Origin of the sequence: Microbacterium sp. 4-7 (assembly GCF_014332665.1) — a bacterium.
In the GTDB taxonomy this organism is placed as follows: domain Bacteria; phylum Actinomycetota; class Actinomycetes; order Actinomycetales; family Microbacteriaceae; genus Microbacterium.
Genome location: NZ_MCRH01000001.1, coordinates 375,947 through 390,107 on the forward strand (window position 1 = coordinate 375,947; position 14,161 = coordinate 390,107).

General features: G+C 61.6%; 11 protein-coding genes. 10 read left to right on the forward strand and 1 reads right to left on the reverse strand.

What is annotated here, in order from left to right; genetic code table 11:
- Window positions 1-3: 3 nt before the first annotated feature.
- Window positions 4-1,185, reverse strand: a complete 1,182-nt coding sequence (locus BEP68_RS01715; protein ID WP_187249030.1) for a hypothetical protein — start codon at window positions 1,183-1,185, stop codon at window positions 4-6.
- 771 nt (window positions 1,186-1,956) lie between these two features.
- Between BEP68_RS01715 and BEP68_RS01720 the strand changes: the two genes are divergently transcribed.
- The 10 genes from BEP68_RS01720 to BEP68_RS01765 all read left to right on the forward strand — a co-directional run bounded on the left by BEP68_RS01720 (window position 1,957) and on the right by BEP68_RS01765 (window position 14,146).
- On the forward strand, window positions 1,957-3,090 hold the full coding sequence (locus BEP68_RS01720; RefSeq protein ID WP_315985249.1) for a DNA (cytosine-5-)-methyltransferase: 1,134 nt from the start codon (window positions 1,957-1,959) through the stop codon (window positions 3,088-3,090).
- 16 nt (window positions 3,091-3,106) lie between these two features.
- Entirely contained in the window at window positions 3,107-4,672 is a 1,566-nt protein-coding gene (locus BEP68_RS01725) for a restriction endonuclease FokI C-terminal domain-containing protein (protein ID WP_187249032.1), read from the forward strand.
- Window positions 4,673-4,718: 46 nt separating this feature from the next.
- On the forward strand, window positions 4,719-5,141 hold the full coding sequence (locus BEP68_RS01730) for a very short patch repair endonuclease (RefSeq protein ID WP_187249033.1): 423 nt from the start codon (window positions 4,719-4,721) through the stop codon (window positions 5,139-5,141).
- A gap of 833 nt (window positions 5,142-5,974) precedes the next feature.
- Window positions 5,975-7,894: a hypothetical protein gene (locus BEP68_RS01735; RefSeq protein ID WP_187249034.1), complete on the forward strand. Its 1,920-nt coding sequence runs from the start codon at window positions 5,975-5,977 to the stop codon at window positions 7,892-7,894.
- Window positions 7,895-7,923: 29 nt separating this feature from the next.
- The gene (locus BEP68_RS01740) at window positions 7,924-8,733 is read left to right on the forward strand and encodes a hypothetical protein (RefSeq protein ID WP_187249035.1); all 810 of its coding nucleotides are present in this window, start codon (window positions 7,924-7,926) and stop codon (window positions 8,731-8,733) included.
- Window positions 8,726-9,514, forward strand: a complete 789-nt coding sequence (locus BEP68_RS01745) for a DUF6339 family protein (RefSeq protein WP_187249036.1) — start codon at window positions 8,726-8,728, stop codon at window positions 9,512-9,514. Before BEP68_RS01740 ends, BEP68_RS01745 begins: the two co-directional genes overlap by 8 nt.
- Before the next feature lie 203 nt (window positions 9,515-9,717).
- A complete protein-coding gene (locus BEP68_RS01750) occupies window positions 9,718-10,476 on the forward strand; it encodes an HNH endonuclease (protein ID WP_187249037.1) in 759 nt (252 codons plus the stop codon).
- A 1,067-nt stretch (window positions 10,477-11,543) separates the two neighbouring features.
- The gene (locus tag BEP68_RS01755) at window positions 11,544-12,545 is read left to right on the forward strand and encodes an SDR family NAD(P)-dependent oxidoreductase (protein ID WP_187249038.1); all 1,002 of its coding nucleotides are present in this window, start codon (window positions 11,544-11,546) and stop codon (window positions 12,543-12,545) included.
- An 84-nt stretch (window positions 12,546-12,629) separates the two neighbouring features.
- Window positions 12,630-13,805 (forward strand): ATP/GTP-binding protein, encoded by a 1,176-nt coding sequence (locus BEP68_RS01760; protein WP_187249039.1) that lies wholly within the window; start codon window positions 12,630-12,632, stop codon window positions 13,803-13,805.
- On the forward strand, window positions 13,802-14,146 hold the full coding sequence (locus tag BEP68_RS01765) for a hypothetical protein (protein ID WP_187249040.1): 345 nt from the start codon (window positions 13,802-13,804) through the stop codon (window positions 14,144-14,146). Before BEP68_RS01760 ends, BEP68_RS01765 begins: the two co-directional genes overlap by 4 nt.
- Window positions 14,147-14,161 lie beyond the last annotated feature (15 nt).

The following is a 14,161-nucleotide window of genomic DNA, read 5'->3' on the forward strand; positions in this document are numbered from 1 at the left end:
TGGTCACGTAGGAGAGTCTCCGTCAGCGCCTGCCGCGTCGACGTCGGTATCGGAGGACTCGGATGCAGCGCCATCCCCAACGCGCTTCGACCCACGCTTGAACAGACCGGTCACAGCTCCCGCGGCGCCTCCCACAGCCTTCGCCGCCCCGCCGGCAGCGCCGCCCACAGCTTTCGCCGCTCCCCCGGCCGCATTGCCGACAACGTTCGCGGCTCCCTTCACCGCAGTGACGGCGCGGGCTTCGTCCGGGATACCATCACCATCGATGTCGACACTCCTGAAGACGTCGGTTGAGTCGACAATCCGACCCCAGACGTTCTCTCCGAAATCCCTCGCAGATTCTGAAGCCGCACGCATGGCGAGCACAGCCTTCGATGGATCCGGAATGCCGTCGCCATCGCTATCGGTCAGCTCGAGCCATTCCGGCCACTCCTCAGCCGGCGCAGAGAAACCAGCACGGCATGACTTCACAACGCCGCTACCGAAGTAAAAGCTGGTGGCGCCACCCGCCACCGCGCCGATCACAGGAATCGCCTTCGAGCTGATTTTGACTGCGCCCATGACTGTTCCTTGCGCAATCGCCTGTTTGGCGAGCACCATCGTCACCGGCACCAGCGCCGAATCGGGAAGCTGCTGCGCGAGCATGTCTCCCCATTTAGGAGTAGCACCGGCAAGCGTTCCACCAGCAATGGCGCGAGCACCGTTGACCGTGGCGCCCATCGGGAGTGCACTAAGCACGATCTCCGACACTCGGCTGCGCCGCTTCTCACCGAGCAGGGCACCGAGCACGATCACTTTCGCGCGGTCCGGGTCATCGATCGGTATGCCCCGCAGCTCAGCCATGCACAGCGCGAAGAGGGCTGTGGTCTCGTAGAAGAAGATCAGATCAGCGACACCGAGGCCGAGCGCGACGGGAATTCCAACGGCGGGAATCGAAGCCGAGGCACCCACCGCAGCGCTCGCGGCCGTCGTGGTGGCGACGTACTGCGACTCGATCGTCTTCATCACCTGAGCCGGAGTCGCAGCCGGGTTTTTCCGGCGTACTTCTTTGATGTACGCCGCGACCGCCGGTCTCTGCACTGCGATCGCCTTGAACACTCGGTCCTGAAAGTCATCGGGCAACGCCGATGCGGCGAGAACGCCACCTTGGTTTCCAGTGGTTACGACATCGCCGTTGTATGTCATCAAATCCCCCAGTGTTACCTCAGTCAATCGACAAGGAGAGTGGGCGAGATTTCTCCACTGCTCTAGACGGATGCTAGCGCCCAAGTGGCTTCGAGCGTGCGCCCCACGACACGGTCCCGACCCCACCCAGATGATCGTCTCATCCCGACAGCGGGTGGCGAGCGGCTAGCCCAGGCCTGAGACGACGCGAGCTAGGTCCCCCTAGGCGAGATCTGGGCAGAATCGCTCGCTCAAGTTTCGCCTACTCCGTTCGAATCCCAACTGAGCACGAAGAACCTGCCGGTAGATCAGGCCACGACTGATAGCGGGAACCAGTCACGGGATGACGATGACCTTACCCGCGACCCGGCCTTCAGCAGCCTCCGCATGCAGCGCTTGATCCGCGGCTCATAACGTCCACTCGAACCGAGCGCGCTCGAGCGAATCGGTCAGGTCGCGAGATGTTGCCTGTCCAGATCTCGGGGACTGCAACATCGTTGATCCCTCCTCGGATGGGGGATAGCCAGCAACAGAATCAACTGCTCCTGGCATCGGAGTGAGCGCAACCGGCTCCGCGTGGCACTGATCTAGTCAAGATCTCGATGTCTGACCCACCAACGATGATGGGGCCTCCACGGGGATGCGAGATCGCGACGTCAAAAAGGCGCACACGCGCTTCTTCCGCGTGATCGTCAAATCCCCAGTCGTGCGGCGCTGCGAATGCCCATCGCCGCCGAACTGAGGTAATTTTGAGGTCTCGGTATCAAGATGCCGAGCAGAGGGAGTGTTCGGGTGTCGACACAGATCAAAGAGCTTGAGATCGACGAGCAGGCAAGCGCTCTCGGTACGAGGACGTTCCGGATGGGCGAGTTGTTTTCAGGTCCCGGAGGCCTCGGGATCGGTGCGGCGCTCGCACAAAGCCCCGGGGGGCGCGTAGTCCATCAGTGGGCCACGGACTACGATGCAGATACTTGCCGCACTTATGCCACGAACATAGTCGGCATGGAGAACGCGCCGTCGGTAGTTCACGGGGACATCCGAACCCTCGATTACGGCGTGCTGGAGAGCCTTGGCGACATCGATGGTCTTTCCTTCGGGTTTCCCTGCAATGACTTCAGCCTCGTCGGGGAGCGAAAGGCCTTCGAAGGTGAGTTCGGGCCGCTCTACACGTATGGCGTCAAGGCGCTCAAGCGCTTCCAGCCGGACTGGTTCCTCGCAGAGAACGTAGGCGGTATCCGCGCTGACGGCGGCGCGGTTCTTCGGAAGATTTTCGAAGACATGATAGACGCGGGCTACCGCATTTATCCGCACTACTACAAATTCGAGCAGTACGGAGTGCCGCAGGCGCGCCACCGGATGATCGTGATCGGCATCCGAACCGATCTGGCTGTCGAATTTAAGGTACCGAGCCCAGCGCCGTACGCCGACGCTGACGTGACCGCTCGCACGGCGCTCTCGAATATTCCCGCCTGGGCAGCCAACCAGGAGATGACGCGTCAGTCCGAACGAGTGATCGAGCGTCTCGAGCACATCCCCGAGGGCCGCAATGCCTGGGTCCCGGACATGCCTGAACACCTGAAGATCAACACGCAGACGAAGCTGTCGTCGATCTACCGCCGACTCGACTCGAGAAAGCCGGCCTATACGGTGACCGGATCCGGCGGTGGTGGCACGCACATTTACCACTGGTCTGAGCCGCGCGCCCTGACTAACCGTGAGAGGGCACGTCTGCAGACGTTCCCGGACACGTTCGAGTTCAAGGGCAACAAGGAGTCGGTGCGCAAACAGGTTGGCATGGCAGTACCGCCGAAGGGAGCGCAGGTGATCTTCGAAGCTATTCTGAACAGCTTCGCCGGCATCGAATACGAGTCTGTCGAGCCGTCGCTCACCGAGTTCCTGCCTGAATCCGGGGCTCGGCGCTCCTGATCGCTAATGTTGCGGTATGGCGATGAAGCAGTACTGGATGTTTTCACGTCCGCAAAGAAAGCTATACCGGCTTCCGCTGACGGTTGCCGCCCTACACGAAGCGGCGGGCGAGGAGCAATGGCAGGGCGATCGCGATCGACACATCGCGTTCGAAGAGCTCCTCGAGCGTGAGGGAATCAAGCGCGTCGGAGCACGGCGAGACGGCGGCGGATCGGGCGGGCGCACTCACGCTGCGCTGGTTCGAAGCCTCGGCTTCGCTTTTGACAGCTCCGAAACCGGAAAGCTCGAGCTGACGCTCGCCGGCCTCGCCCTCGCAGAGGGCGAGCGGCCCGTCGACATCCTGAAGCATCAAGTGCTTCGGTTTCAGTACCCATCACCGTACTCGCTGTCGCGCGGGGTCCAGATCGATCCCAGGTTTAAGGTGCGACCGTTCGTCCTCCTACTCCGTCTCTTGTTGCATCCTTCGCTTGACCGCTTCCTAACGCAGGATGAGGTGGGCCTTATCGTTCTGTTTTCAGGCACGGGCGACTCCCCTGCCGACGCCGATCGCGTCGCCAAACAGATCATCGACTATCGCGCATCGGGCATGGACGAGGCCGCCTTGTTCGCCAATCACGGCAAGCCCGGCGATACCGTCAAGCTTGTACGGGATCGATTCACCAGTATCGCCAACACCGCGTTCAACTGGCTCGAACTCACCGGCGTCATCGAGAGAGGAAAGCAGACCGTCTCGCTGGCAGACAGCACTGTCGTGGAGGCCCAGAGACTACTCGACCAGTACGGCGAGCTTGCACCGATCCCGAACCCGGATAATGTGGATCGGTTTCAGCGCGCGTACGGAATCCCGCCCGGCAAGAGGAAGGATACCCGCGCGCTCTCGGCCGCGCCGACGGTAACCAGGGCGGAGTTCGTCAGGCGGCGGGTTAACACGATACTCACAGGGTGGTCGTCGAGGGAGCTGCTCATAGACGGCGCGACCCCAGAGCTCGTCGATCGACTTGCGGAGGCGACGCAGCTCGACCGGACGGAAGTGGCTATCGCAGCAGCCGCCGTGCTTGGCTCGGACCGCACGCTGGACTCGTACCTCAACCACTACCAGTCGCTCGTGTATATCAACACACCCAGCGCCGCACGCGAGTTCGAACAGGCGACCGCGGAGATCATTCGACGGGTATTCCAGCTCGACGCCAAGTGCGTCGGTCAGACCGGACGCCACCCGGATGTGGTCGTCACGAAGCCAACCGCGTGGCGTGGGATCATCGACACGAAGGCATACGGCGGCGAGTACAGTCTCCCCTCAAGTCACGAACGCGCCATGCGGGAATATGTAGAGACCTACATCGCAATGGGCGGTGAGGCTCTCCGCTTCTGGGCATTCATCGCCGGAGCAGTATCACGCGGAGCGGGGACGAAGGCGAGAACGCTCTCAGAGCAGATCGGTATGCCCGGAGTCGTGGTCGGCATGCTCGCATGGCTTCAGATCATCCGTCTCGGTCAGGCCAAGAAGGTCGACGACGAGCAGTTAGTGGAGTTGTTCAGCGGCCCAGGGGAGCTCACGCTAGCAAGTCTGCCTACGCTCTGAGGAGCGGTTGGTTACGCCACATGACCTTGAGGCGTAGCCTTTTCGCATGACCGGTTCATGGGCGACGGACGAGCACGCGCGTGCGACCATGGTAGCCAACCGTTCCAAGGACACGAGTCCGGAGCTCGCGGTCCGTTCTCTGCTCCATGCGCAGGGCCTCCGCTACCGGACCCATCACCGCCCCGAGCCGACACTGCGACGCACCGCCGACATCCTCTTTACTCGCCGCCGGGTCGCCGTCTTTATCGACGGGTGTTTCTGGCACGCATGCCCGGAGCACTTCATCGCCCCGCGGTCGAACCCGGACTATTGGGGGCCGAAGATCGCCAGCAACCAACGACGCGATCGCGAGACGGATTCGACGCTCGCCAGTCTGGGCTGGGCCGTATTGCGGTTCTGGGAGCACGAGAGGCCTGCGGATGTCGCAGGAATAATCGAGCGAGTCGTCTATTCGCAGCCGAACCGCTGACCGCGCAACGCCGCCATCGCACACTGCGCCGGTAAAGGCTGACAGTCGAGGGGAAGGTTCAGGCGGGAACGGTCTTCCGTACGACACCGCACGTGGACCCCGGGATCGCGTGCGCTACCGCAGGAGCGACCAACGCGCACAACCATGGGCATTCGCAGCGCGCGAACAGCGTCGAGGACGGAGGTGACGGACGCCTGGGCTAACGTCAGGTCTCCTCGCGTCAGCGATCCGAGGCGCAGGCGTGGGTCATAGAGCTCGCAGTCCACCGATCCCGCCCGGTTGTTTGCCATGCTCTCAAGCCGCGTGCGCGCTTCGACTGCCTAAGTGAGTACTCTCGCAAGCTGATCGGCTCACCCTGGCCATCGTGCTCGCCGGCAGCGGACCGCGTTGGGGAGATGCGAACGTGCGTCTCACACTCGATGCGCCCTTCGCTGCGGCCAGACCGCCGCATCCGACCTTGGGTGGCAGTATTGACGACGACTGGTCCGTCCGATCCCATCTCCCACGTAGATATTGCATATGTAGCCGATCCATGCGTACTATGTAATCAACATCAACCGAATGTTTGGAGTTCGTATGAGAGATCGAAGGGAGCGGTTCGTTTCGCTCGCGGAGGCCCGCACGGACAAGGCGCTCACCGCGATACGCCTTATCGGCAACCTGTCTAACCGCTCAAACTACGAGTTCACCGACGCCGAGGTCAGCAAGATCGTCAAGGCACTGGAGTCCGAGGTTCGCGCAGTGAAGGCGAGGTTTTCGGACGCCTCGTCGGGACGCGAGCGGTCCTTCCGGCTGACGGACTCAGCACAATAACAGATCAGGAATGGGCAAACGTGACAAATGAAGTGGGCTGGAAGTTTCCGTCACTTAACGACGGGACCAGAGAAGGATTCAACGTCTCGGCGATCGACATGTTCAAGAGCGAGCGCCTGCAAGCTCTCGTGCGTGAAATGATCCAGAATTCGCTGGATGCCCGCAGTAGCGCAAGTGAGCCGGTAGTTGTGCGCTTTACGCTCGACACAACCGCCGACCTCGAGGAGACCGGCTTTAGCGAGCTGGCTCTCTACTTCAGCGCGGCGCACAAGCTGGAGCGGACAGCCGCTGGCAAGAGCTTTTACCGAAGAGCTATCGATCAGGTGGCTGACGGAAACATCACTCTCCTGGGCGTCCACGACTACAACACTATGGGCCTCACAGGACCGACCTACGATCCTCCTGAGGACCCGCAATCCGGACCGTGGCTTGCACTCGTGAAGGGCGCAGGCATGACATATAAGGAAAGCAACTCCGCCCTCGGGTCGTTCGGGCATGGCTCGAGAGCGCCGTTCGCGATGTCCGAGCTCCGAACGTTGTTCTATCTGACCCGAATCGACAATGACGGTTCGCGCGAGACGAGATTCCAGGGCAAGAGCATTCTTCAGTCCGTTCCCCTGACGGAAGTAACCGGAGAGCAGCAGTGGTGTGTGGCCACCGGATACTTCGGGCTTCGCGAAAAGTGTCTTCCGTTGGTGGACTCTCAGATCCCGTCCTGGGCAATCGACGGAAGGCCCGAGAACGACGCCAATGCGCTGAGCGTCGGCACATCGATCTACATCCCCGAACCCTATGGGGTCGAGGAAGAGGAGCTCCTCTGGGCGGAGGTGAAGCTCGCGGTGATTGCCAACTTCTACTACGCAGTTCTTACGAACAAGCTCGTTGTGCACCTCGGTCAGCATGAGCAAATCGATGCTGACAGCATCGCGCAGGCATTCGACGATGTTGTCGATACGGACCTGATCAACACCCTTAGGCCGACCGACAAGGTTGTCGAGCGGCTCGAGTCCGCGAGGACGGTGCGTCATCACGACCTCGCGGGCGCACTTGAACTCGACGATTTCGGGACTATCTCCTGGTACCTCCGCCTTGATGGGGTGGTCGGTCGACGTGTAGGCGTGGCGCGCGGCAACGGCATGCTCATCACCCGCGCCGCCGAGAAATTGCAGCGATTTCCCGGTCTCAAGCCGTTCGACCTGTTCGTCTGCGTTGCTGGTGACCAAGGCTCGGAGCTGTTGCGCAAACTCGAGAATCCCGAGCACACGGAGTTTGCATTCGATCGAATCAGCGACATGTCGGAGCGCAAGTCTGCTGAGACGGCGTACTACAAGTTTCAGTCGAGAGTTCGCGATCTCTTGCGTGAGTATGCATCCGTGGAGATCGACGAGGAAGTATCGGTCGACGATCTGGACGACTGGTTCCGCGCTGACTTCGGCGCCGGCACTGATAGTGACAGCGGCGAGCCTAACCGTGCCCTCCGAATCGCTTTCAAGAAAACCCGGTCCCACCGCGAGAACAAGCAGACGGAGCGTACGGGCGAGACCACGACTTCCGGACGAGGATCGAGCGGGGGCGATGGGAAGCACAAGACCAAGGGCGGCCAGATTCCCGGCGAAGGTTCGGGTTCCGCGAAGGGTGCGCTTCGTACCGGGCTCCCTGTCCGCAACCTCCGGGTGGTTCGGACAGAGCCTGGGTCGGGCGTTGCCGACGTCTCGTTCACCCCGGTTGATGGATCTCGAAGAACGCTTGTCCTCCTTCGATCTGGCGACTCGGAGACGGAACGACTGGAGTTCCGCACCGAGGCGGAGGCGGCATCAGAGGCCCCCTGGCGCACCTCTCTTGAGTTCGCCGAGCTGAGTGCGACTGCGCGAAAGAGGCTCCGCCTCGTCTTCCATTCTGATGATCTCGACTACGCAATCGAAGGGCGGCTGGAGCCGTGAGTTACCGAGCAAAGGCATACCCCTATCCCGTGCTGTCATCGTTCAGCGACGACTTCGGAAGCGACGCAAAATTTCACGCGGACATCGAGGCCCGCCTGATCGGCGACACGTCACAGCAACTCGTCATCGACTACAACATCGTGCAGTCTGTGGCATGGATGGATGAGTGTTTCTTAGACGGGACCGCTCATCTTGTGATGGACGTTCAGTGCAGGTCCACTCTCTATAGGGAGTACCTTGAGCTCGATGGCTGGACCGGTCAGCTTGTCTTTGAGAATGGACAGTTGTATGGAAGCACCACCGTCACGCCGCTCATCATTGCCAGCGCGTCGAGCGCTACTTACCGCCCCGACGGGATAGATGACGAGTTCGGAGCATCGGTGTTCAACGTCCAAAAGGGTGACATTCTCGGGATTGGCGACTCCGTCACGATTGATCTCGAGTTCTCTAGGACTCTGGAGCGGGATCTGGTGACGATCCAGTACTCGAGCGAGGATTCCGATGTGGATATCTATCGCTTCCAGTACGACAGCCCCCGAATAATCATCATCGCCGGCGAAAGCCTTCGCGACGTGATCGGTCACATGCGTGCGGACCGCTCTACTCGGCCGTATCTGTTCATGAGTATCTACAAGGACTGCATTGCGGGCGCGCTCAACTATCTCGCGCACGAAGAGGACGGCGAAAACACGGAACTTGCCTGGGGTCGCGCGTTGCTGAGTCGACTCGACGACCTCGGCCGTGTACTTGACCCCGAGGATGCCGAGTACCAGGAAATATCGGCGCAGCTTCTCGTGAGCGCCAAGGGCTTCAAGAAGATCGAGGTCTCAGATGTCTGAACTGCAGAAAGTTCTTATTCTCACGTCCGACTCTGTCGACACGTTGAGGGTGATGGCCGCGGGCGCAAACGCTTCCGAGATTTGGAACAACGACCTTGATGCACTTGTCAAAACTCATAGTTTGCGGTTCATCGAGTCGGAATACGAAGTCGATCCCACACAGGGGCTCCAACTTTCCGACGGCGACTTCCGACGTCGGGATCTCGACGCAACAAACGCTCGACAGATCCTGCGCGTGCTTCCCAATCTCACCGCGGCGGACGCCGTTGACGAACGTCTGTGGGTGACGCTTGCGTTGGGACACTTTCGCGGGTACATGAGAGATCGGTGGCCGGCCGACGATGACGCGTTGGGCAACCATGTCCGCAATCATGTGTTCGCCAGCACAGACCGGCGCCGAGAGCGTGACCATGCCATCGCTCGCCTCTGGTGGAGCGGTTCGTACGTCCGTCGCTTTGTCGATGCAAGCCAGGTGAACCCCGCTCTACAGGCATTCTTCTCAAACAGCGATCTGTCCGTACAGATTCTTGGACGCCCCAGCCTCGCGACGATCCCGGCGCTCGCCCGAGCCATTCTCGCAGTTGTGACCAAGTACTTTGTTGATCAGGAGGTTCCGTACGATCGGACCGGTGTTCGATCCTTCCTCGAGGCACTCGACTATCTTGCGGGTCGCCGAGCACTCGGTACAGTGCCCGCGAACGTGCTTCTCGAGGTGGTGGAAGAACGCTTTCGCGAGCATGTGGAACTGCCAGCGTTTCTCGAGTCGACCGCAGTGTCGTGACTGTCCGACTCGCCACACCCCCTTGATTAGCCCCTCCGCTCTCGCCGGTCAACAACTCTTCATGAAGGGCCGAGTTTCGCATGCGCCGATGACTCCTCACCGCTCGTGGAAACGGGCCCCGGTGGCGATGGTGCTACGGACTAGGTCGAGGCGCGGCAAGGCCGAGCCCCGTTGCTCGTCTTCGAATCGAACGTGAGGGCCCGATGGTCAACTGGTTATATGACGAGGTAGTTCTAGCTGCCGATCTTGTCGCGAGCAATGACTGGAAAGGTCTTCGGACCCGAGACCCTGGGGTCCTTGACCTGTCCTTCACTCTCAGACGATTTGCCACAATCCTGCACCCCGGGGTCTCTCTATCAACCAGTTCACGCAGTCAAAACAGCGTCCACCGGAAGACTTACGACATCGCGACTGCGGATGAGTTCTACGCGGGCAAGCGGACGCGGCACAGCAAGCTCGATGCTTTGGTCGTTCGTCAGTTCCGCGACGATCCCGACGCCATGCATTCAAAAGCCGTCGCGATCAAATCTGTTCTTTGGTCGGTGCATCTTCCAAAGTTGTTACCCCCGAAGCCGATCGATGACTTCGACGAAGAATCTGTGCGAGAAGGAGGAATCCTCGAGCGGATCGTGCGGGCCCGGGAGCGCAGTCGGGTCATCCGGAACCGCAAAATCGCAGCTGTCGCTGCCACCGGCAGACCGATCGAATGCGAAGCGTGTGGATTCGATTTCGCCGCCACTTACGGTGAACGCGGGGCGGGATACATTGAGGTGCACCATATACTTCCCTTGCACATTTCGGGCGAGACTGAGACTTCGCTCGAGGACCTTTCGCTACTTTGCTCAAATTGTCATCGTATGTGCCATAGGGGAGGATGGATGACTCCGAAAGCAGTGGCGGCGCTCGTCGCAACCACCGAACGAGCGACGCTTGGATCGGCACGCTCCAACTGGGGGCTGTGACAGCGAGCGACATCTCGGGCTCCTTCGTTGTCGCAACGTGGCCAGGCATAGGTCAAAAATACCGGTCTGGGGATAGTTCGACCTGCTCCGCGACGAGTGCTGCGAGTGGCCCAGCGACTGCCGGCGAAAGACGACTTCATCTGTTCGCGCTCGTCTCCCGAACGCGGGTACGGAGCGGCATGCCCGGTGCAGGTCGCTAAAATCTCATAATCCGGAGGTGTTTGATTTCGGGACATCGTGGAAGGATGTCTTGAGACCCCGAAACACACCGCTTTGGATTGTCCGAGCCTGGATCGTGGCAATGGGCGAGCACCTGATCGCTAACGGTCATCAGCGCGGGCGGCAGCGACGGGTGCTTCTCTGCGTTCATGTCCAACCGCGCCTACAGCCGGGCCACGGCTACGGCTACGGCTACGGCCGCAAAGACCAGATGAAGGGCCATCCCGGTTGTCGTTCATTCACGACGGGCGGAGCAATCGAGATGTGCTCTTTGCGGGGTTCGCACCCCGACCCTCTCTTCTTTCACACGGCAATAGGAGAAGGCGATCCGCACTCCGACGTCGAAGCCGTTCATCTTGCCGAGAGGCTCGGGATCTCTGATGCCGTGACCCTCGACGAGCCAATCCGCCCTACGCTTCCCGGGTGGACGATCTTCAGAAACAGCTCGCGCTGCGTCAGCTCCGCGACGAGTTACTCAGCACGCCAAGCTGCGATGCGTGCCTACATCCGATGGAGCCTGCTGAACCAGACGGTGTACCCGTCTGGAAGTGCACAAAGTGCGGATCTGAGCGGGAGTTGGTCTGAGGCGTGTCACAATGCGCGCGATCACGGCGGCGGCATCGTCGTCCTCAAACCGCGCTTGGCTTCGTGCTCGGCGTTGCAACCACGAGGCCCCGCGCAGCCGCCTAGTCAACGTGGCTCCTCCACCACTAGGACCGCTTTCCCCCACAGGGTCGATGGCCACCCCCAACGGAGCAAGTTCACACCCTGGCAGGAAATGCATCTGGGCGTACACTGAGCATAAGTAGACGCACCGTTGCGAAATCTAAGCCTCAAGGAGCTCCACCATGGCCCTCACCGCACACTCCACCATCGGCAACTGGCTGAACGACCCGACCGGCGGACCACTCATCCGCGCACTCTTCGAGCAGACGGGTGCCGATCCCGAGCTCCTCACCCCCGTGCTCGGACTCCCGCTGCAGCAGCTCGTCGCGATGAGTCAGGGCGCACTCCCGCAGTCGGTCGTCGACGACCTCGTCCGCGCAGCCAACGGCGGCGAGATCCCCGAAGCGACAGAAGAGAGCGGCTGGACAGAGAAGCCCACCACCGGACGCTTCACGGGCAAGACCGTGATCGTCACGGGCGCAGCATCCGGAATCGGCAAGGCCACGGCATCCCGCATCGCCCGCGAAGGCGGACGCGTCATCGCCTCTGACATCGCCGCCGACAAGCTCGACGCCCTGAAGGCGGAACTCCCGGATGCCGACATCACCGCCGTCGCGGGCGACCTCACCAAGCAAGACGCGATCGACGCCGTCATCGCCGCCGCGGGCGACCGCATCGACGCCCTCGCGAACGTCGCCGGCATCAACGACGACTTCTCCCCCGCAGGCGAGACGACGGATGCCGTCTGGGACCGCGTCATCGCCATCAACCTCACCGCCCCGTTCAAGCTCATGCGCGCGGTGCTGCCGCTCATGGAGAAGGCCGGCCGCGGCTCGATCCTCAACGTCTCGAGCGAAGCGGGTCTGCGCGGCAACTCCTCGGGCAACGCCTACACGGCCAGCAAGCACGGCATCATCGGCGTCACGAAGTCCGCGGCGTTCATGTACGGGCCGAAGGGCATCCGCGTGAACTCCGTCGCACCGGGCGGCGTCGCCACCGGCATCCCGATGCCCCCGAACATGTCGGAATACGGCTCCGGTCGCCTGGCTCCGTTCCAGCAGGCGATCCCGACGGTCGCGACCGCCGAGCACCTCGCCGCATCGATCACGTTCCTGCTGTCGGACGACGCCGTGAACATCAACGGTGCGGTGCTGGCATCCGACGGTGGGTGGTCGGTGCAGTAGCTGAGCAGGAGCGCTGTCGGTTCTCTCCGCTACGGTGATCGAAGAACGGCGCGTTCCGTTCCCAGGGGAGAGGGCGACACGACTGTGGCGACAAAGAACAGGCTCGAACAGCACATTGCGGTCTTCGGAGAGAGTGGCAGCGGCAAGACCGTTCTGATCTCCTCGTTCTTTGGCCCGACCCAGGAGGACGGATACGGCGAGCGCAATCTGTTCGACGTCGTCGCGGATGACACAGGGCAGGGGGCGAAACTCTTCCAGAACTATCTGGGAATGAGGAACTCTGCACGAGTGCCGGAGCCGAACAAGTTCAAATCGATCTCGTACTCCTTCTCGATGAAGCGCGCCAAAGGCCTCTCATCCAATCCGAAGAAGAGGCCACCCGTGGATGAGGTGCGGCTCGTCTGGCACGACTATCCGGGCGAGTGGTTCACGCAACGAGTCGAGGGCGAAGAGGCCACCCGCCGCGTGGACGGCTTTCGCGCGTTGCTCGGCTCAGACGTGGCCGTCCTTCTGGTCGATGCGCAGCTCCTCCTCGACAACGACGGGCAGGAGGAGGCTTATCTGAAATCACTGTTCCGCAACTACCGCGCAGGACTGGAGAGCCTTCGAGACGACATCCTCGACGACGGCAAACCGCTCGTGGTCTTCCCCCGAATCTGGATCGTCGCTCTGTCGAAGTCGGACCTCATGCCCGACACCGACGTACAGCAGTTCAAAGAGCTGATCATCGAGAAGAGCGCGGGCGACCTCGACCAGCTGCGAAAGATCATCGAAGGCCTGGTCGCGGCACCCGAAGCCCTCGCTGTCGGTGAGGATTTCCTTCTGCTCTCCTCCGCGAAGTTCCGCCCCGGTGAGATCGAGGTCAGCCAGAGAGTGGGTGTTGACCTGCTCCTGCCGATCGCCGCCGTGCTTCCCTTCGAGAGGCACGCCAACTGGGCGCGGACCATGCAGCTACCTCCGAAGGTCGCGGAGCACCTCCTGAATAACGCCGGGCGAATCGCCACAGCGCTGGCTCTCATCGCGCCCTTCATGAGGAAGGTCAAACTTCCCGGACCGATCGCCGCGCTGGCCGCCGGCCTCGGTGCGCTGGTCTCAAAGGAAGCCATCGACAAGGTTCTCGATGCCGGGCGCGCGAAGCTCGAGGAAGCCAAGGCGGAGGCGCTCGCTCGCCACAACTACTTGACGGCTGTACTGACTCGCTTCCGGATCGACCTGGAGGACGCTGAGCACGCGAAGGTGCTACTGCGGAGCCGTAAGTGACATTCATCTGGGTCGCACGAGGACGGTCGTGGGGCTTTCGACTCCTCCGCACCGGCGGGACCTTGAATCCGCTCGCCGTGTATGAGTCTGTCTTCGACTCTTTGGATCTTGAAGCCGATTCCTACCGAATGGTGGGAGCGCGCGGCGCTTTGCGACTTCGCGATCCAGAGCAGCGACTCGATCGCTCCGGCCGCCCGATCACGCATGACTTCGTGCTGCTCGGAGTCACCGCGACCTCGGTCGGTTCCGTGGAGGATGGCCTCCGCACAGTCTGGCCCGAGGTGCGCGACGAATACTCGCGGATATGGGCTCTCCCCGACCCGCCGATCTCTGAGGCGTGACTTCCCCGTCGGTGA

Coding starts and splice junctions, on each gene's coding strand:
- BEP68_RS01715 (WP_187249030.1), bottom strand. CDS start 1,185: ATGACATACAACGGCGATGTCGTAACCACTGGAAACCAAGGTGGCGTT.
- BEP68_RS01725 (WP_187249032.1), top strand. CDS start 3,107: ATGGCGATGAAGCAGTACTGGATGTTTTCACGTCCGCAAAGAAAGCTA.
- BEP68_RS01730 (WP_187249033.1), top strand. CDS start 4,719: ATGACCGGTTCATGGGCGACGGACGAGCACGCGCGTGCGACCATGGTA.
- BEP68_RS01745 (WP_187249036.1), top strand. CDS start 8,726: ATGTCTGAACTGCAGAAAGTTCTTATTCTCACGTCCGACTCTGTCGAC.
- BEP68_RS01750 (WP_187249037.1), top strand. CDS start 9,718: ATGGTCAACTGGTTATATGACGAGGTAGTTCTAGCTGCCGATCTTGTC.
- BEP68_RS01755 (WP_187249038.1), top strand. CDS start 11,544: ATGGCCCTCACCGCACACTCCACCATCGGCAACTGGCTGAACGACCCG.